At 38.5% G+C, this 19365-nt stretch carries 12 protein-coding genes and 1 riboswitch; of the genes, 9 read left to right on the forward strand and 3 right to left on the reverse strand.

The window, feature by feature from the left end; translation table 11 throughout:
- Positions 1-48: 48 nt before the first annotated feature.
- The 5 genes from DX009_RS03875 (at position 49) to DX009_RS03895 (ending at position 7101) form a co-directional block, all read left to right on the forward strand.
- Complete coding sequence (locus DX009_RS03875) at positions 49-1326, forward strand: MFS transporter (RefSeq protein ID WP_115083078.1); 1278 nt, start codon at positions 49-51, stop codon at positions 1324-1326.
- A 106-nt stretch (positions 1327-1432) separates the two neighbouring features.
- Entirely contained in the window at positions 1433-2683 is a 1251-nt protein-coding gene (locus DX009_RS03880; RefSeq protein WP_115083079.1) for a nucleotide sugar dehydrogenase, read from the forward strand.
- Positions 2684-3261: 578 nt separating this feature from the next.
- A riboswitch (TPP riboswitch) is annotated at positions 3262-3360 on the forward strand.
- A gap of 19 nt (positions 3361-3379) precedes the next feature.
- A complete protein-coding gene (locus DX009_RS03885; RefSeq protein WP_115083080.1) occupies positions 3380-5737 on the forward strand; it encodes a TonB-dependent receptor in 2358 nt (785 codons plus the stop codon).
- 68 nt (positions 5738-5805) lie between these two features.
- On the forward strand, positions 5806-6426 hold the full coding sequence (gene pnuC / locus DX009_RS03890; protein ID WP_115083081.1) for a nicotinamide riboside transporter PnuC: 621 nt from the start codon (positions 5806-5808) through the stop codon (positions 6424-6426).
- 12 nt (positions 6427-6438) lie between these two features.
- On the forward strand, positions 6439-7101 hold the full coding sequence (locus tag DX009_RS03895) for a thiamine diphosphokinase (protein WP_115083082.1): 663 nt from the start codon (positions 6439-6441) through the stop codon (positions 7099-7101).
- 12 nt (positions 7102-7113) lie between these two features.
- Here the strand turns inward: DX009_RS03895 and dnaA are convergent, their stop codons facing one another.
- Positions 7114-8520 (reverse strand): chromosomal replication initiator protein DnaA, encoded by a 1407-nt coding sequence (gene dnaA / locus DX009_RS03900; RefSeq protein ID WP_006045259.1) that lies wholly within the window; start codon positions 8518-8520, stop codon positions 7114-7116.
- Between the two features lie 594 nt (positions 8521-9114).
- Between dnaA and DX009_RS03905 the strand changes: the two genes are divergently transcribed.
- The gene (locus DX009_RS03905) at positions 9115-10422 is read left to right on the forward strand and encodes an IS5 family transposase (RefSeq protein ID WP_115082696.1); all 1308 of its coding nucleotides are present in this window, start codon (positions 9115-9117) and stop codon (positions 10420-10422) included.
- A gap of 510 nt (positions 10423-10932) precedes the next feature.
- Here DX009_RS03905 and DX009_RS03910 read toward each other — a convergent pair.
- The gene (locus DX009_RS03910; protein ID WP_115083083.1) at positions 10933-13446 is read right to left on the reverse strand and encodes a YfhO family protein; all 2514 of its coding nucleotides are present in this window, start codon (positions 13444-13446) and stop codon (positions 10933-10935) included.
- A 96-nt stretch (positions 13447-13542) separates the two neighbouring features.
- On the opposite strand from DX009_RS03910, the gene DX009_RS03915 reads away from it, so the two are divergent.
- The 3 genes from DX009_RS03915 to DX009_RS03925 all read left to right on the forward strand — a co-directional run bounded on the left by DX009_RS03915 (position 13543) and on the right by DX009_RS03925 (position 16413).
- Positions 13543-14241 carry a 5'-methylthioadenosine/adenosylhomocysteine nucleosidase gene (locus DX009_RS03915; protein WP_115083084.1) on the forward strand — a complete coding sequence of 233 codons (699 nt, stop codon included), beginning with the start codon at positions 13543-13545 and terminating at the stop codon, positions 14239-14241.
- Between the two features lie 14 nt (positions 14242-14255).
- Complete coding sequence (locus tag DX009_RS03920; protein WP_115083085.1) at positions 14256-14744, forward strand: S-ribosylhomocysteine lyase; 489 nt, start codon at positions 14256-14258, stop codon at positions 14742-14744.
- A gap of 184 nt (positions 14745-14928) precedes the next feature.
- Positions 14929-16413 carry a BspA family leucine-rich repeat surface protein gene (locus DX009_RS03925; RefSeq protein ID WP_115083086.1) on the forward strand — a complete coding sequence of 495 codons (1485 nt, stop codon included), beginning with the start codon at positions 14929-14931 and terminating at the stop codon, positions 16411-16413.
- 735 nt (positions 16414-17148) lie between these two features.
- Here the strand turns inward: DX009_RS03925 and DX009_RS03930 are convergent.
- Positions 17149-19053, reverse strand: a complete 1905-nt coding sequence (locus DX009_RS03930; protein WP_115083087.1) for a DEAD/DEAH box helicase — start codon at positions 19051-19053, stop codon at positions 17149-17151.
- Between the last annotated feature and the right edge of the window lie 312 nt (positions 19054-19365).

Consider the following 19365-nt stretch of genomic DNA (forward strand, 5'->3'; position numbering starts at 1 on the left):
TCTGTATTATTACATTAGATACTTGAAATAAAGAACTGAAACAAGCGAATGGATACGAACAAACAAACAAATATTAAAGTTTGGCTATGGCTACCCACAATATATTTTACACGAGGATTACCTTATGTTATTGTGTTTCTTGTTTCGCTGGTCTTCTTTAATCGTATGGGGCAATCGAATAGCACCATTACATTGAATACTTCGTGGACTTTTATTCCTTTTATTCTGCGTCCACTATTAGGCAGAATTGTTACAGGCTATGCCACAAAACGCTTTTGGGTGTTGGCAATGCAACTGCTTATGACAGTGTCAATGTTTGGTATAGCATTATCCATAACTACTTCTTATTGGGAAGTAACTTCTATGTCGTTCTTATTTATAACTGCATGCGCTGCCGTTGTACACGATGTGGCTGTAGCGAGATACTACAAACTTTGTATGCTACGCAAACTACCAAGTCTTAGTAGTGTACATTCTGTATTCTTGTTAATGGCTGTTGTAGTAGGAATGGGACTTCCACTGATATTAGCAGGTAATTTAGAAGTGATAAATAGAGTGGTTACAAAGTCGTGGGTAACCACCTTTTACTTTCTTGCAATTATTTTTTTAGTATTCTTTGTTTACCACGCAATAGTGTTACCACGTCCACAAGATAGACCCTCTATTCCTATTCGAAGTGGACTAACAAGGCGATGGTGGTTGGAAACTAAGACAACTTTTATGCAATTGCCTAACTATGCTATATTGCTATCATTTCTTTTATTGTTCTTGATACCCGAAGGAATGTTCTTTCGCATAGCTCCACTGTTCTTAATCGACCCCGGGAGCAATGGCGGATTGAGCCTTTCACCACAAGAATTAGGATTGGTTCAAGGTTCAGTGGGGGCTTTCTCTGCTATTGCAGGCTGCTTTGTTGGTCGTTATGCCATACAAAAGCGAGGCTTGTGGAATAATTTCTGGATTATGGTGTGTGCTATTACGTTGCCTAAGATGCTGTATATCTATCTTAGTTATAGCTTTGTTTCTTCACTCTCAATAATCAATTTATGTGTTGCAATAGAGCAGTTTGGCTTTGGTTTTGGTATCACGCCATATATACTTGTGTTGCTTTTCTGCTCACAAGGCAAGTATTCCATTTTTCGTTTTTCTTTAGCAAGTGCTGTAGCAGCCTTCTCGCTTATGGCATCGGGTTGGTTTACAGGTATTCTGCAAGAATATTTGGGCTATCAACGCTTCTTCGTTATTGTTGCTATTGTGAACATACTACCATTCGTTGTGGCTGGTTTATTGAAACGAACGATACACTTAAACGATAAGAAAATATAAATGAAATGCCTTATATAATTCCATTTATAGGCTTCCAATAAACATTAAAGACACACAATTGTGAGAAAATAGTTACCTTTGCAAGGTATTTGAAAAAACGCTTCGTATGGAAAAGAAATATAAAATAGCAGTTGCTGGAACAGGATATGTGGGTTTAAGCATTGCAACACTATTGAGCCAACATCATGATGTGATAGCTGTCGATGTTGTGAAAGAAAAGGTAGACCTTATTAATAATAAGAAATCGCCAATTCAAGACGACTACATTGAGAAATATTTGGCAGAAAAAGAATTGCAACTTACAGCTACTTTAGATGGCGAAGCTGCTTATAGTGATGCTGAATTTGTGGTAATTGCAACACCTACTAATTACGACCCAGTGCGGAACTACTTCGATACGACTCACGTTGAAGAGGTTATTAAACAAGTAGTACGTGTAAATTCGAATGCTATTATTATAATAAAATCAACCATTCCTGTGGGCTATACCGAGAGCGTACGACAAAAGTTTAACTGTGAAAACATTCTTTTTGCACCCGAGTTTCTACGCGAAAGCAAAGCATTGTACGATAATTTATACCCTAGTCGCATTATTGTTGCACGACCAGAAGGCGACGAACGATTAGATAAAGCAGCTCACAAGTTTGCCGAACTCTTAAAGGAGGGGGCTATAAAAGAGGATATCCCAACACTTTTCATGGGATTGACTGAGGCTGAAGCAGTAAAACTATTTGCTAATACATACCTTGCATTGCGCGTAAGCTATTTCAATGAACTCGATACATACGCAGAAGTAAAAGGTTTAAACACATCTCACATTATACAAGGTGTATGTCTGGACCCTCGCATTGGTTCGTTCTACAACAATCCATCGTTTGGCTATGGTGGTTATTGCTTGCCAAAAGACACGAAGCAGCTCCTGGCTAACTACTCTGATGTACCCGAAAACCTAATTCAAGCCATAGTAGAAAGCAACCGGACACGTAAAGATTTCATTGCAGACCAAGTGCTAAACAAGGCGGGATATTACGATTATAACGAACAAGGGAACTATAATCCTACAGTAGAAAAAGAATGTGTGATAGGAGTTTACCGATTAACGATGAAATCGAATAGCGATAACTTCCGTCAAAGTTCTATTCAAGGAGTTATGAAGCGCATAAAGGCGAAAGGTGCTAAGGTGTTGATTTACGAACCAACACTCGAGAACGGCACAACTTTCTTTGGTAGTTTGGTTGTAAACGACTTACAGAAATTTAAGACAGAATGTGATGAAATTATTGCTAACCGCTACGATAGTGCATTGGACGATGTAAGAGAAAAGGTTTATACACGAGATATTTTCCAATGCGATTAATGCAATAAATGAATTTATAATTCTCATCTAAATAATTCTCTTTCAAGTATTATAATATAGCTACATAACGGTTGTTGTTTTTTGTGATATCTAATTTGCAACTGATAGATATCTGAAACGAACATAACAGATATCTGAGACGAACGTTATAGATATCTGAAACGAACATAACAGATATCTGAGAAAAAAGTAGCTATATATAGTTGGTTTTTCTATACATCTGAGATGTTCTATTTAGTTTGTACGTAAATTGTAGACACTGTTTATAATTTCTCCATCTATTCTCTACTGAACTCAAAATAAGCTATATACAAGGCAAATGCTCTTGCCTTGTATAGTTTGTTTATTGCTTATTTTCAGTAACAAAAATACTACTAGGTGTTCGTTGTAAAGTAAATCACTCTTCTTACCCTTCTTGCAATAAAATAAAGGTTACTTAGGTTCTAATGTTCGATAGTAGTTAAACAAAAACACAATGGCCAATGTAAAATAAACAATAAATCTGCAAGAAAAGCGATAATTCTACCTTTCTTTGTCTATTCCATACAAATGTAGTAACTTTGCAACCGGTTATCAGAATGATAGCTAAGGGGTGCTTGTTCGTTTGAACTTGCTGAGAATAAACCCATGAACCTGATACGGGTAATGCCGTCGTAGGGAAACTCCCCTTATATTCTATTATATCAAATACATAATATGAAAAAGCAATTGATGGTTGTTGCATTAGCTTGTGCAGTGAGTGTGCAAGCTCAAAGAACTGACACATTGAAAAGTCAGGAACTTCAAGAGGTTATAGTTGCTGGAGTTAGAGCACGAAAGAATGCTCCATTTGCTGTGGCTAATATTAAAAAGGCAGAGTTGTCGAACTTCTCTGTAACAGGACGTGAGCTTCCTTTTTTGTTTGCCCATACTCCTGGTGTGTTTGCTTGGGGCGAGAACGGTCTTGGAACGGGTACGGCTGCAATGCGCATTCGTGGTGCTGGTGGCAGTCGTATCAACATAACTCTTGATGGGATTTCGCTTAATTCACCTGAAGACCAAACAGTTTTCTGGGCAAATATGAACTCTTACGGTGCACTAATGAACAGCGTACAAATTCAACGTGGTATCGGAACATCTACTAATGGTGATGGGGCGTTCGGTGGCTCTATCTCTTTGGCAACAGCTACACCAAACCATCAACCTACTGTAGAAGTGAGTGGATCGTTTGGAACATACAATACATATAATGCAGGTGTAAACTTCTCAACTGGTTTATTGGGCAATCATTTTATCTTCGATGGTGCTTACCACGAAACAGCCACAGATGGATATCTCCATGGTACGGCAGGAAGGTCGGGCTCTTACTATGGTGGGCTGACATACGTGAGCGATAACTTTCAGATAAGGTATAAAAACATCGGTAATTTTGAGAAGACAGGACAAGCGTGGAGTGGGGTAGTAGCTGGAAACGACGATGCTACGCTGATGAGTAAAGATATTAAAACCTACAAAGACCTGTACAAACGTGGATTAGGCCGTTTTAATCCACTCTACGAGAAGTTGGTATTTGACGGCAATAGTAGGACTTTCTCTACCGATGCAAATGGAAACTACCAAACGCAACGTTACAAAATGGACGATGGAAGCTATTGGAAGAAGACCACTGATAACTTCTATCAGAACCACAATATACTCTCGGCTGTATGGAAAAGCAATGTTGCTTGGTCGCATAATATAACTTTACATTATACTTATGGATACGGATATTACAGTGAGTTTCGTCCAAACTATAAGTTTAGTAAGTTTGGGCTTATAGCAACCGATGTAAATGGGAAAAATATTAAGCGTAGCGACTTTGTGAGAAAGAAGGGATTAACACAGCATACTTACGGCATTCTTTACAATGTAAATTACAAAAACGATTGCTGGGATATACTCGGTGGTATTAACTTACAGCAATTCCGTGGTAACCACTTCGGCTATCTTACATACATATCTAATAAAGGTCAGGTTCAGAACTTTAACGGATTGAAGTATTACGACTCTGATGGAGACAAGAACGACTATAGTGTTTTTGCGAAAGCAACTTACTATTTGCACACCTACTGGAGTTTGTTTGCCGACATACAATATCGTTATGTGAACTACAAAGCTAATGGCAAGAATGATAAGTTCTACGAATTGGCAAATGGTAGTTATACTAATCAGATTTTAAATATTAACGAAAACTATAACTTTGTGAACCCTAAGGCTGGTATCAGTTATAATAATGGAGGGCACAAGGCTTATTTCTCTATAGCGTATGCAAGCCGTGAACCAGAACGCAACAACTTTACAGACAACGGAAAGTATCCTGCACCTAATGCAGAACACCTATTCGATGTAGAAATAGGTTATCAATACGCAGTAAATAAATGGAATGTGGGAACGAACTTATACTATATGGGCTATAAAGATCAGTTTGTTCAGACAGGCGAACAAAGCGATATTGGCGAGAATCTTACAACAAACGTAAAAGATTCCTATCGTATGGGAGCCGAATTATCAGCAGGCTGGAACGCTACTTCGTGGCTTACATTAGAGGGTAATGCTGCTCTGAGCATTAATAAAATTAAGAACTTCGATGAGTTTGTAAATAATTGGGACAATAAAAAGATGCCATTGAAAGTGCATTACGACAACTCTACTCTCGCTTTTTCACCTTCGACTATTCTCAATGGCTTTATGAACTTTCATTATAAAGGTGCACAATTTGTTTGGCATACAAACTATGTGAGCCGTCAGTACTTGGATAACTCCGAAAACATAGACCGTTCACTCCCTGCTTTTTCACAAACGGATATAAATCTCAATTATGTTCTGAAAACCAGTAAACAGCATTGTGGGCTAAGGGAGATTGTTTTCGGACTTAATTTCAACAATATTTTCAATAACCATTATGCTGCAAGTGGTTGGGTTTACAGTGCTGTGAGTGAAAAGAATAAATACACAAACGACAACCGTTATTATCAGATAGGTTTTATGCCAATGGCTGGATTCACAATGATGGGTAACATTACACTGAAGTTCTAAAAACTAAACTACCTCTCTTTGTTATCGTGAGAGCGAAGAGAGGTAGAATATATATAAAAAAGAGCTAAATGCTAAACAATATTATTCAATACTTTCAAGATGCTAGTACCTATCAAGTATTAGACTTAGTTGGTACTATTATCGGATTAATTTATATCTACCAAGAGTACAAGGCTAGCATTTGGCTTTGGCTTACGAGTGTACTCATGCCTATTGTTTATAGCTTTGTTTATTACGAAGCAAAATTATATGCAGACTTCGGTATGCAGCTTTATTACATTGTTGTTTCTATATATGGCTACCTTTATTGGAGGTTTGGTAAGAAGAAGAAAGACAACGAAACAATTCCTATAACACGTTTTCCAAAACAGAAAATTGTACCTGTAATAGTGGCTTTTATAGCTTTGTGGAGTTCTGTTTATTATATTTTAATTACTTTTACAAACTCTACTGTCCCTGTATTAGATAGCTTTGGTAATGCCTTAAGTATAATCGGACTATGGGCATTGGCTAAAAAATACATAGAGCAATGGTGGGTCTGGTTTGTAGCAGATATAGAATTGTCGGCTCTCTATTTTTATAAAGGCATACCATTTACTGGTGGACTCTATGCATTTTATGCACTTATAGCTATTGCTGGGTATTTTAAATGGAAACGAATGATGCGAGAAGAGAAATATACGAATTAGAGAATAAAAGCAATGAGAGAACTAAAGAATGAATACGATGTAGTGATACTTGCGGCAGGCGATTTCCCTACAAACGAAACTGCAATACATATTCTGCGTACTGCAAAACATCTGATTGCATGCGATGGAGCTGTAGAAGAACTTTTGAGAATGGGAATTGAACCAGAAGTTATTGTAGGTGATGGCGATTCTGTTTCGACAGCTACAAAGGTGAAATATCAATCCATATTTCATACAATAGTAGAACAGGAAGACAACGATTTAACAAAGGCTACAAAGTATGCCTTGCAATATTTCGTTTTAAAAGGGCAGCCAACATTTTGTTTTTTGGGTACAACAGGCAAACGAGAAGACCACACATTAGGAAACATAGCATTACTTCTACATTATTATAAATGCCTAAACATTGTGCCAACAATGGTTACCAACTATGGTTGGTTTACTGTTTCGCAAGGTAAAACAACATTTGCTTCTTTTCCACACCAACAGGTAAGTGTTTTTCAGATAGGTGGCAAATGCTTAGAAAGCGAAGGATTGAAGTGGGAATTATATCCCTTTAGCGAGTTATGGCAAGGAACATTAAACGAAGCTATTGAATATTCGTTCACCATTAATAGCGATTCAACTTATTTGGTTTATCAAACGCATAAACCAAAAGAATATGGATTAGAATAAGTAAGAGGTGGCTTAAAGTTTCAGTTTAAATGAGTTCTCAATGGTTGAGAGTTCAGCTGTGAAGCCTTTATCTACTTGTAGACGCTTCTCTATTTGAGAACAACTGTGAAGTACTGTGCTGTGGTCGCGCCCTCCAACAAGTTTTCCTATACGACTTGCTGGCATTTTTGTATGTTTTTGTGCTAAGTACATACTTACCTGACGAGCCAATACTATATCTTGTTTACGTGAGCGAGAGTTTACAGCAGTGGTAGTTACGTTGAAGTGTGAGCAAACCTTATCTATTATTTCATCTATGGTTAAAGGTTCGTCGTCTATTTTTACCGAACGTTTAATTACTCTTTCTGCTAAGCGCATATCTATATTGCTGTTGTAAACAACACTATAAGCCAATAGAGAATTGATGACTCCTTCTAAATCGCGTACACTTCCATTGGCTGTTTGGGCTATAAACTGCACAACATCGTCTGGTATATTCAATCCATCGCGCTTAATCTTACTATTCAATATATCTATACAGAGCTGTACGTTAGGCTTCTCAAGCTCTGCAATAAGTCCACAAGCAAAACGTGTTAATAAACGTTCGTTCATACCTTTAAGCTCTACTGGTGGTCGGTCAGAAGCTAAAATAATACGCTTTCCATTCTTAAACAAGTGGTTAAAGATATGGAAGAAGGTATCTTGTGTCTTGGTTGCAGTTATCCATTCTTGAATATCATCAACAATTAAAACGTCTATTGTTTGATAGAAGTTAATGAAATCGTTGGTAGTATTATTCAAAACAGAGTTTGTATATTGCACCTGAAATAAGCGGGCAGATATATACAAAACACGTTTTTGTGGATAAAGCTGTTTTATTTTTAATCCTATTGCATTAATAAGGTGAGTCTTTCCACAACCAGAAGGACCAAAAATAAACATCGGATTGAACTGTGTGGTGTTTGGGTGTTCTGCAATTGACAAGCCTATAGAGCGTGGCAACTTATTGCTATCGCCTTCAATATAATTTGAGAACGACTTGTGCAAATCTAATTGTGGATCTATGTCTTGTAGAACTGCATCTAATGGCGTTGGACTTTGATTTGCACGATTAGTTGGTAGCTGTGTTTCAACATTATCAACAGTGTCCGATTGAATATCTTGCGTTAAGTTGTGAGTCTTATCGGTAACTATTCTATATTTTAGATGAATGCCTTTACCAAAGACACGGGTAAGCACTTTGCTCAACAAGTTCACATAGTTCTCTTCCAAATACTCGTATACGAATGGACTTGGGACTTGTACCAAAAGAATACTTGTGGTAGCGTCGAATGTCTCGAAAGTAATTGGTTTGAACCATGTTGTATACTGCTGCTCTGTTACATTCTCTTTAATAAGCTGCAGACACTGCTCCCAGAGTGCTTTGGGTTGAACTTTCATGCTTTAATATATATCTAAAGGGTTTCCTTATTAGTAAATAAATCAAATCATTCTCCTTAATACAAAGGCAATGCAAAGTTAGCAAAAAAAAGATGAATAGGAAATTAATACGTAGACTAAAATATAATACAGAAATGCTATAAAGTGTTGTTCGTTTGGTGCTTATAAGATTATTGCAATATAAGGTTTAAATATTAGTTTTGCATATATCTAATGTTGTATGTTCCAGATAGTTATATTGCCTTATAAGCAATATGTGTATAAAACATGAAACATAACCCTTTTGTGGTAAAAAAGTCTGATTGTCAATTAACTTACAACAGATGTTTAAAGTGTGGAACTTTAATATTTGTATTTAGACTTATTTTAAATAACAGGCATATTAACATATAAATAATATCTTACATCGTTGCGTACCATTGTTGCGCAGCACATCTATCCGCTTTTTGTTAACTACATCTAATAATTTCTACACTTATATAGTCTACCCTTATAAACCTAAAAATCCTCTGATTCATAGTATATTATGCTATAAATTATTTGCAAATATCTGCAAGTTTTTGTACCTTTACACTATAATTCTTGCAGATATTTATGCTTAAACGTACATCCAAACAGCTCTCTATGTTCTCTTCCTTAGAGGATATGCTTAGTCATCAACATCCCCTTTTCCAACTTAGTAATAAGATTAATTGGGAGAGTTTTGAAAATGCTTTTTCTCCTTTGTATTGCAGCACTAACGGTCGCCCGGCTCATCCAATTCGCCTGATGTGTGGTCTTTTAATTTTAAAACATTTGCGTAATGTGTCGGATGAAATGGTTGTTTTTCAATGGAGCGAGAATGCTTACTACCAATATTTCTGTGGTGGACTTGAATTTATGCCAAAACAACCCTGTGACGCTTCCGAGTTAGTTCACTTCAGAAATCGTATAGGCGAGGAAGGTATGGAGTTAATATTAGCAGAAAGTATCCGCGTTAATACCGACCATGATGACGAAGATCATTTTGATACTGCTTTCATTGATTCTACTGTACAGGAGAAGAATATAACCTATCCTACAGATGCGAAGTTGCATAAAAAGATAATCAAAAACGTTCTGAAGATAGTTCATGACAAGAGTCTTCCTCTACGACAGAGTTATACGCGTACGTTGAAAGGCATTTACCGTTCCCAACGTTTTCGTAATCATCCCAAGAATCGTAAGAAAGCTCTTAAGGCAGATAGACAACTAAGAACCATAGCAGGAAGATTGGTAAGAGAGCTAGAGCGTAATCTTGGGGGAAAGAAAGGGTATGAGAATATGTTTGAGCTATATTACAAAGTTCTTTCTCAGAATAGGAAGTCAAAGAACAAAGTATATTCTCTGCACGAACCAGATGTAGTTTGTATCAGCAAAGGTAAGGAGCATAAGCAATATGAGTTTGGCAATAAAGTATCTATTCTTCGCTCATGGTCAGGACTTATTCTTGGTGCATGTTCTTTTAGGAATGAATATGATGGACATACTATTGAAAAGACATTGGAACAAACCCAAAGGATGACAGGAAAGCAGGTTGATAAGTTAGCAGGAGATAGAGGGTATAGAGGTATAAAGCAGATTGGGAAGACAAAGATACTCATTCCAGACGTTCCTAAAGCTAAAGACAGCTACTACCAAAAGAAAAAGAAACACAAACTATTTTGTAAACGAGCAGGTATAGAACCAACAATAGGACATCTTAAAGCAGACCACCGATTATCTCGCAACTTTTATAAAGGTGTGAAAGGAGATGCTATCAATGTATTATTAGCTGCGGCAGCATATAACTTCAAAAGAGCTATGAGAGTTCTTTTGTACCTTATAAAAAGAATCAGCATAGAGCTTGTCAGTACAGGCTTTATGCTGAAATATAGTTTTTAAGGGATGACTATATAACGAGTTTCAGAACATTATATTGTTACATTATATAGAGATATAAAGACTGTAGTTTTTTGTGATATCTAATTTGATATTGATAGATATCTGAGACGAACGTGACAGATATCTGAGACGAACGCGACAGATATCTGTGACGAGCGTGATAGATATCTGAAGCAAGAACCTCAAAAATCTGTCTGTCCTATTTTGTTTGTGTGTAGCTAGTAAGCATAGCTTATAGGCTCACACTTATTTCCTACTGAACTTCCATTCATAAAACGTAATGATGGTTTAACTTAAAGTGCAAGAGGACTTTAACTTAAAGTACACGAAGACTTTAACCTAAAGTATAAGAATACTTTAACTTAAAGTATAGTGGGGTGATTACAAAGAATACGGTAGCCTTATTTATAGTGAATAAAAAAAAGAACTTCAACCTTACGATGCAGTTACTTTATAAATTGTATATTGCAATCGCAGTGTTGAAGTTCTTACGGTTTATTTATAGGAGGACTATTTTTTCGTTGTTTTTTGTTTTTTCTTTTCCGAATAAATAGCCACACAAATGGCAAGTAGAAGAACTATAAGAGCAGCATAAGCTATAGTTTCGGTTGTGCTAATGCTTGTTGGGTGGAAGTCGAGCACTACCTCGTGCTTACCAGCTTTCACGTTTAAGGCACGCAGAATGTAATTCACCCGACCGAGTTCGGCAGGTTGCCCGTCTATGGTAGCAGTCCAACCAGGGTAATAAACCTCTGAGAATACAACCACTCCGCCCTTTGTTGAGCTCACAGTGTAGGTCATATTGTTAGGTTCGTATTTGGTTAGTACGACCCTTGCTGTAGAATCGTTAGTTTGTGTTTGTCCGAGTATAGGCTCAAACTTCTTGTCGGCTACAGCTTCGTGGCTTACATCTATCTTGCCTACTCCTGCATATTCTGCATTAGCATCAGCCACGTATGTAAGTTTGTCTACGAACCAACCATTACCTTGTGCATACGGATTTTGTATTGAAGTAGTAGCATTGCCCTGTAATGGAACTATAAAATATTTGGCGTTGAGCATATTCAGTATGGGGAATAGCTTTCTGCCATCTACTTCCGACATAACTCCACCCTTATTAGCTATGGCTTGCATAGCAGTTTGCATCTCAGGAGCAATGTATTTATCAATCATTTCTTGATAGCGACGAAGCTTGGCTGGGTGATATCCGCCAATGCTTTTATGGAAGTACGATGTGTTGTTTTCGTTGAAGGCACCCGATGCGAAGTTTAGCACCCGGTACGATAAAGATTTATCTTTCAGTATTTGCAAATCAGTAGCAGTAGCCTGTTGTGGTGTATCGCGTTCGCTCTTAGGCACAAACATCTCGTCGTTTAAATAGCGTTTATCCACTTGCCAAAGGTCTATTAAGCAGAGAGCAGATATTCCAACAATAAGGTAGATTGCTTTAATTTTCTGTGCCTTAAATAGTAAAAGCATAGCAACACCAATTATTATAATCACGATCGAACGCCAAGCATCGGCACTTACCATAGCACCACGCATAGTAGCAATGCTCGAAAGCATCATATTCTGAACATCAGGAGTCATTCCTTGAATGCCGGAAAGCATCTGACGCTCTTGATCTGATACGAAAGGTCCCATCATACTTGGCATTAACGCTATTGCGAGAGCTACACCTGCTGTAAGCGCAAGACTAGCATAAACATACTTCATATTCTTTGTTAGCACTGTAGGTTCGTCTACAATGCGCTTTAAAGCAAGTGCCGCAAGCAACGGAATGGTAAACTCTGCTATAACTAATATGCTGGCAACAGTACGGAATTTAGCGTACATTGGTACATAATCGAGGAAGAAATTGGTAAAGCCCATAAAGTTGTGTCCCCACGAAAGCAATATAGACAGTGCAGTAGCTGCCAGCAATGCCCACTTTATTGGTGTCTTAACAATGAACAAACCCAACACAAAGAGAAAAAGAACAAAGGCTCCCACATAAACAGGACCGCTCGTACCGGGCTGCGTTCCAAAGTATTGTGGTATAGCCTCGTATAGTTGTGGCAACATATTTTCAACCTCTGGGTTAGCCTTTGCCATAGCCGTTGCATTCTGACTTAATGGAACGCTTGCACCGCCTTTAGCATCGGGCACAAGCAAAGTTAGTGTTTCGTCTATTCCATAGCTCCATTGCGTAATGTAGTCGCGGTCGAGACCTGAACTTGTTTGATTAGCACTATTCGCTTTTGTCAGTTCGCTCTTGCCACGCATACTTTCCTTCTGATATTCCCAAGTGTGGTAAAGGTTCGAAATATTGATGGCTATACCTATCAATGCTGCTGCTATGAGAATGCCCGAAGCTTTAAAGAAATGTTGTAAACGCTTTTCGCGAATAGCTTGTACAAGGTAGGCTATTACCATAAACAGAACAATGAAAAGGTAGTAGTAGGTCATTTGCACATGATTAGCCTTAATTTCAAAGGCTGTAAACACTGCAGTAACAATGAACCCCCAAAGATATTTACCTCTATAAGCCAGCACGACACCACCTATCATAGGTGGTAAGTACGCCAATGCCATTACCTTCCAAAGGTGTCCTGCAGCAATAATGATAAGGAAATAGGAAGAGAATGCCCAGATGATACTTCCTAATGCAGCCAACGACTGACGGAAGTTGAACGCACGAAGCAGAATGTAGAAACCTAAAAGATAGGCAAAAATGAACCAAACATAGTCTGGCAACCATAGATGATATGCCGACATTACCGCAGAAAGTCCATCGGTAGAATTATACGATGGAGAGATTTGATAGGTTGGCATACCACTAAAAACAGAGTTAGTCCAACGTGTAACCTCACCAGTGCGTTGTTCATACTGTGTAAGTTCCTGTCCTAAGCCTACACTTGCTTGTGAATCGTGGCGGAAAAGAATCTTGCCTTGCGATACAGGCACAAAGAAGTAAGCAAAAGAGATTACTGCAAAGATGACGATAACTATCGCATCGGGCAGACATTTCTTTAAAGTATTCATATCTTATTTGTATTTAAATTCGTTACAATGCGTGCAAAGATACAAAAAACTCATTACTTACGATTGGCTGTATTAACTTTTTCGTACCTTTGCAGTATGAAAATAGGAATTATAGTGGCTATGGACAAAGAGTTTATACAGCTCAAGTCTATTCTCGAACATACAGAAACCGAATATTGTAACCACAAAGAATTTGTGATTGGTGTGGTTGGCAACAAAGATATAGTGTTGCAAAAGTGTGGCATAGGCAAGGTAAACTCTGCCGTTGGTGCTGTAGAAATGATAAACAACTATAAGCCCGACCTTATAGTTTCGAGTGGTTGTGCAGGCGGAGCTGACACTACACTGAATGTTATGGACGTGGTTGTGGCTACAGAATGTGTTTATCACGATGTTTCGTGTGGTAGCGAAGCGGCTAAAGGTCAGATTATGGGAATGCCTGCACGCTACACATCGCCTACAGAGTTGGTAGAGAAAGCACTTTCGCTGAACTGTGTTACAGGCGAGAATAGTTTTACAGTGAGGGCTGGATTAACTGTTAGTGGCGACTATTTTGTTACTACCAAAGATAAGATGCTATCTATAATGAACGATTTCCCAGAAGCAACAGCAGTAGATATGGAGAGTTGCTCTATTGCGCAAGTGTGCTATATATATAATGTGCCTTTTGTTTCGTTCCGTGTTATCAGCGACATTCCGCTCAAAGACACCGATGCGAGTATGTATTATGACTTCTGGAGCCAGATTGCCGAAGGTAGTTTCGAGGTTACAAAGCATTTTATCAACACTCTTTAAATACAGAATTTATTATGGAAAAGATACCTTCTTTCACCATAGACCACAACCGTTTGTTGCGTGGTATATATGTTAGCCGACAGGATTTTGTAGGCAACGAAGTAGTAACCACCTTTGATATACGTATGAAAGAGCCTAACCGAGAACCTGCTTTGCACATTGGTGCACTTCACACCATAGAACATTTGGCAGCTACCTACTTAAGAAACGATGCTGAATGGAAAGACCGTGTGGTGTATTGGGGACCTATGGGCTGTCTTACGGGCAACTACTTAATACTGAAAGGAGACTTAAAATCGGTGGATATTGTAGAACTTATGCGCCGCACCTTCGAGTTTGTCGCTTCGTTCGAGGGCGAAATACCGGGCGCAGCACCCAAGGATTGTGGTAACTATCTGCTTCACGACCTGCCGATGGCGCGCTGGGAAAGTCGCAAATTCGTAGACGAGGTATTGAATAAGATTACCGAAGACAACCTAATCTATCCGTTCCGCGAAGAATAATAAGAAAAAAAACTTTTACTTTCCAAATTGTTGTAATTCTTAAAAAAAAGAATTATATTTGCAACTAAACGGAAAGGTATCGTTTACCACTGACAAAAGCGTTCATAAACATTGCCCCCGTTCCGTCCCATTGTATGAGGCAAACGGGGGTAATTTGTCTAACTAATTATAAAAAAATACGACTATGAAACCAAAACTACTTTTCTCATTGTTTGCCATAGCAATAATGCTGATGGCAGCACTACCGACGCAGGCACAAAAGAACGAAGCGTATGTCGTAGTAAGCGACGACGGCGCAACGCTCACGTTCTATTACGACGCACAGAAATCGAGCCGAACGGGTACGGTGTATGGTATCAAGGAAACCCGATACCAAGGCAGATGCCCGGCTTGGGCAGGAGTTCCCGAAGCTAATAATACATGGACTACTACGGTCGTGTTCGATACATCGTTCAAGAACTACCGCCCGACAACCACACGTTGTTGGTTTGGCGATTGCAGAGCCTTGAAGAATATCACGGGTTGGGAAAATCTCAACACGTCTGAAGTAACCGATATGACGGAAATGTTCTTTGCTTGCACTTCCTTAACCTCGCTCAACCTATCGAACTTCAACACGGCAAACGTTACCAACATGAGCATGATGTTCATGCACTGCATTGCTCTGACCTCGCTCGACCTATCGAGTTTCAACACAAAGAACGTAACCAACATGAGGCACATGTTCTTCAACTGCAAAGCACTGTCTTCGCTCAATCTTTCAAGTTTTAACACGAAGAACGTAAGAAATATGAGCAGTATGTTCTCTGTCTGCGCCAATATGACCTCGATTAATGTCTCGAACTTCAACACCGAGAACGTAACCGATATGGAAGAGATGTTCATGAGTTGCACCAAACTGACATCGCTCAATCTTTCAAACTTCAATACAGCAAAAGTTACCCGTATGGGCAATATGTTCAGTGCTTGCTCAAACCTAACCGTACTTGACCTTTCCAGCTTCAATACGGCAAATACAATAAACATGGGAGGGATGTTCAATGAATGTCAAAACCTGACTTCGCTCAACCTATCAAGCTTTAACACAACTAACGTAACCAGTATGGCAAATATGTTTCGTGGTTGCAGCAGTCTGAAATCGCTTGACTTATCAAACTTCAACACGGCTAAAGTTGGTTTTATGGATAATATGTTCGACGGATGCATCAGTCTGACCACCCTCAACATTTCGAGTTTCAATACAAAGGAAGTAATCCATATGAGGAGTATGTTTCGGAACTGCAAGAAACTGACTTCGCTCGACCTGACAAATTTCAACACAAAAGGTACAGTATCGTTCAGCGAAATGTTCAGTCATTGCGAGTCTCTGACCACCATTTACTGCAATAATGCATGGAATTGCAGCACTGCAAAGGATATGTTCAGCTTCTGCGAGAAACTCAAAGGTGCAGTGGCATACGACAAGAACAAAACCGATGGGTCGATGGCAAACCCCGATACGGGATATTTCACAAGAAAAACACCATCGGGAATTTCGGCAGGCATGTCATCGAACAACGCTACCGTAAGAACTATTTACTCTGTCAATGGCAAGAAACAGAAGGAATTGCAGCATGGAGTAAATATCGTTCGTATGAGCGACGGAACGACGCGTAAAGTGTTGAAATAAACACTACTGTTTATTTACTTCACGCAACAATAGAAAATAAAAATTAAATGCGGCATTAAACTGTAACATCATTGTATAAACCAAATATAATGATGTTGTGGTTTAATGGCTGATTGGTGTTTATTCGATAACATAGTGAGGCATAGCCACATTGCTTTATTCAGACGAGAAGATATAAGCTCTGTGTAAAGGGAGGCAATTGTAGAAAAATGTATTCTTATATAATAGAATACCGAAAAACATATTGTTTATTAGATACCTATAATAATATTTGAGTCGGAATATAGCAGAATAAAAACACTCATAATCCTCATCTATGTAAATGTCTTTTAGGTACTATAGCGTAGACGTATAAAGGATACAGTTTTTTATGATGTCTAATTCGCAACTGACAGATATCTGAGACGAACGTGACAGATATCTGTGACGGACGCGACAGATATCTAAAACAAGAGTGGCTAACATCTGAATGTTTTTTCTAACTGTTTGAGATACTCTATTTGATAGGTGAGTAGCTACTTGGCGCTGCTTATAAATTTCTACCTATATATCACAAAATCAATACATTCTGTTTGAATTGGCAATTCAGTTATTTGCAAATAATATCTTTGAATGCAATGTAATGATAGGCGAATACTCGTGCCCATAAACAAAAAGAGTCCATATCTAACCCTGATTGAGGGTTCCGATATTAGACTCTTAAAGTTCTATTGTTGGCAGAATAGTCTAATTCTGCTATTTATTCTTCTTTGGTTTTCTTCTTGCCCAGCCTTCTTCAGAGAAGTCGGGAACTTCACCTTTCAGCTTAACATCATGCTGAAAAAACTTTCGCCAATCGCCAGTCTCATTAGTCTCTAGCTGTGTTTGTGCCTTGCTTTTCGGTTTGTTTTTATTTCCTTGACGACTGCCATTAGAACGATGCTTATTAGTATCTTCGTTGTTTCGCCTACCTTTTTGTGCTCCATTGCCACGACCATTACGACCGTGCCCACTTTCTTCAGCATCGTTGCAACGCACTTCGCGCTTTTTATAGGTAGTTCCGTTGAGTGCCTTCATCACTTTGTTGGCATCTTTTTCAGGCACTTCTATGTACGAAAATTTGCTCAATAAGTCAATGTGCCCCACAGCCTGTCTTCCGTGTACGTTTTTATTTATAAACTGCATTACTTCGCCCGGATAGAATCCATCGTCTTTTCCAAGATTTATAAATAAACGTTTGTAGCCCGCTTCTGGTGTGCGCAAACCTTTTCGGTTTCGTTCGCCACGACCGTTACGGCTACCACGTTCGCCATCTCGTTCACTACGTTTACCCGATGGTTTTTCTATTTCGGGCGCATTAGCATAGTATTCCAAGAAGCGATTAAAAGTCATACTAATGATTTTCTTAATAATATCCTCTTTGTCTATATATTCAAAGTGTCGATTAATTTCCTTCAAGAACGGCTCAATCTCTTCTTCGTTAACATCAACTTTAATTATTTCGTCCATTGTTTTGTAAAGCTGCTTGCTGCAAATATCTTTTGCTGAAGGAAGCGTACCGTCTACAAATTGTTTCTGAATAATTTTCTCTATCGCCTTAACTTTAGAGCGTTCGCGCGAATGTATAATAGATATAGATGTACCTTTCTTTCCAGCGCGTCCAGTGCGACCGCTTCTGTGTGTATAGCTTTCAATGTCGTCAGGTAATCCATAATTTATTACGTGGGTCAAATCGTCTACATCTAGTCCGCGAGCAGCCACATCGGTAGCTACTAGAAATTGTACATTGTGCTGACGGAACTTCTGCATGGTTAAGTCGCGTTGTTGCTGACTAAGATCACCGTGTAAAGCCTCAGCGTTGTATCCATCGCGAATAAGCTTGTCGGCAATTTCTTGTGTTTCCACCTTCGTGCGACAAAATATAATAGCAAAAATGCTTGGATAATAATCAACAATACGCTTCAGAGCCAGATACTTATCTTTTGCGTGAACCATATAGTAAATATGGTTCACCTTTTCAGCCCCCTCATTGCGGCTGCCCACAACAATTTCCTTGTAATCGTGTAGATAGCTTTTGGCAATATTCTCAATTTCTCGACTCATTGTTGCAGAAAACAACAGTGTGTTGCGGTCTGATGGTACTCCCTCGAATATAGCATTAATACTTTCTGAGAAACCCATATTCAGCATTTCGTCGGCTTCATCGAGCACAACATTGCATACAGCATCTAACTTTGCAACACCACGTTTCATCAAATCTATAAGTCGTCCAGGAGTTGCCACAATAATTTGTGCACCTTTACGCAGCTGTCTGCTTTGCATTTCAATAGATGCACCACCGTAAACAGCAGCAACATGAAGTCCATCAATATATTTAGAGAAATCGGAAATATCATCGGCTATCTGTAAACAGAGTTCACGTGTTGGACTTAGAATAAGAGCTTGTGTTTCTTTCTTTGTTGGGTCTATTTTTTGTAAAACAGGTATGCCGTATGCTGCTGTTTTACCAGTTCCAGTTTGTGCGAGTGCAATAACATCGTTGCCATTACCTAATAAATATGGAATAACAGTCTCTTGAACAGGCATTGGTTGTTCAAATCCAAGTTCTTCTATTGCATGGCGTATTTCTTCGCTTACGCCTAATTCTTCAAATGTTTTCAAAATGTTCTTTCTTTAAAGAAGTCTGAATGAGAAATATGTATTGATTAATCAATATTATTTGAGCACATTACAACGGTGTGCTTATCCTAATTTGTTATAAAAAATTAGCTACGAAATCCCTCAAACTTCTGTCTATTATTACTTGTTCACACAATTTAGTTGTCAGCCAGCCATAATAGACAACATTATGTTTGAACGCTGCAAAGGTACTGAAATAATTTGATATATAATGTTTTCGATTGTTTATTATGCTTCTTTTATGTAAAAGTTGTATCTTTGCACCTTACAGATGAACATAGAAGAACATATAAA

This window comes from Prevotella pallens, assembly GCF_900454935.1.
Classification (GTDB): Bacteria; Bacteroidota; Bacteroidia; order Bacteroidales; family Bacteroidaceae; genus Prevotella; species Prevotella pallens.

Excerpts from the sequence above, each read along its gene's own strand:
- DX009_RS03910 (WP_115083083.1), bottom strand. The coding sequence starts at position 13,446 with ATGAATACTTTAAAGAAATGTCTGCCCGATGCGATAGTTATCGTCATC.
- DX009_RS03905 (WP_115082696.1), top strand. The coding sequence starts at position 9,115 with ATGCTTAAACGTACATCCAAACAGCTCTCTATGTTCTCTTCCTTAGAG.
- DX009_RS03895 (WP_115083082.1), top strand. The coding sequence starts at position 6,439 with ATGAGAGAACTAAAGAATGAATACGATGTAGTGATACTTGCGGCAGGC.
- DX009_RS03880 (WP_115083079.1), top strand. The coding sequence starts at position 1,433 with ATGGAAAAGAAATATAAAATAGCAGTTGCTGGAACAGGATATGTGGGT.
- DX009_RS03915 (WP_115083084.1), top strand. The coding sequence starts at position 13,543 with ATGAAAATAGGAATTATAGTGGCTATGGACAAAGAGTTTATACAGCTC.
- DX009_RS03885 (WP_115083080.1), top strand. The coding sequence starts at position 3,380 with ATGAAAAAGCAATTGATGGTTGTTGCATTAGCTTGTGCAGTGAGTGTG.
- pnuC (WP_115083081.1), top strand. The coding sequence starts at position 5,806 with ATGCTAAACAATATTATTCAATACTTTCAAGATGCTAGTACCTATCAA.
- dnaA (WP_006045259.1), bottom strand. The coding sequence starts at position 8,520 with ATGAAAGTTCAACCCAAAGCACTCTGGGAGCAGTGTCTGCAGCTTATT.
- DX009_RS03920 (WP_115083085.1), top strand. The coding sequence starts at position 14,256 with ATGGAAAAGATACCTTCTTTCACCATAGACCACAACCGTTTGTTGCGT.
- DX009_RS03875 (WP_115083078.1), top strand. The coding sequence starts at position 49 with ATGGATACGAACAAACAAACAAATATTAAAGTTTGGCTATGGCTACCC.
- DX009_RS03925 (WP_115083086.1), top strand. The coding sequence starts at position 14,929 with ATGAAACCAAAACTACTTTTCTCATTGTTTGCCATAGCAATAATGCTG.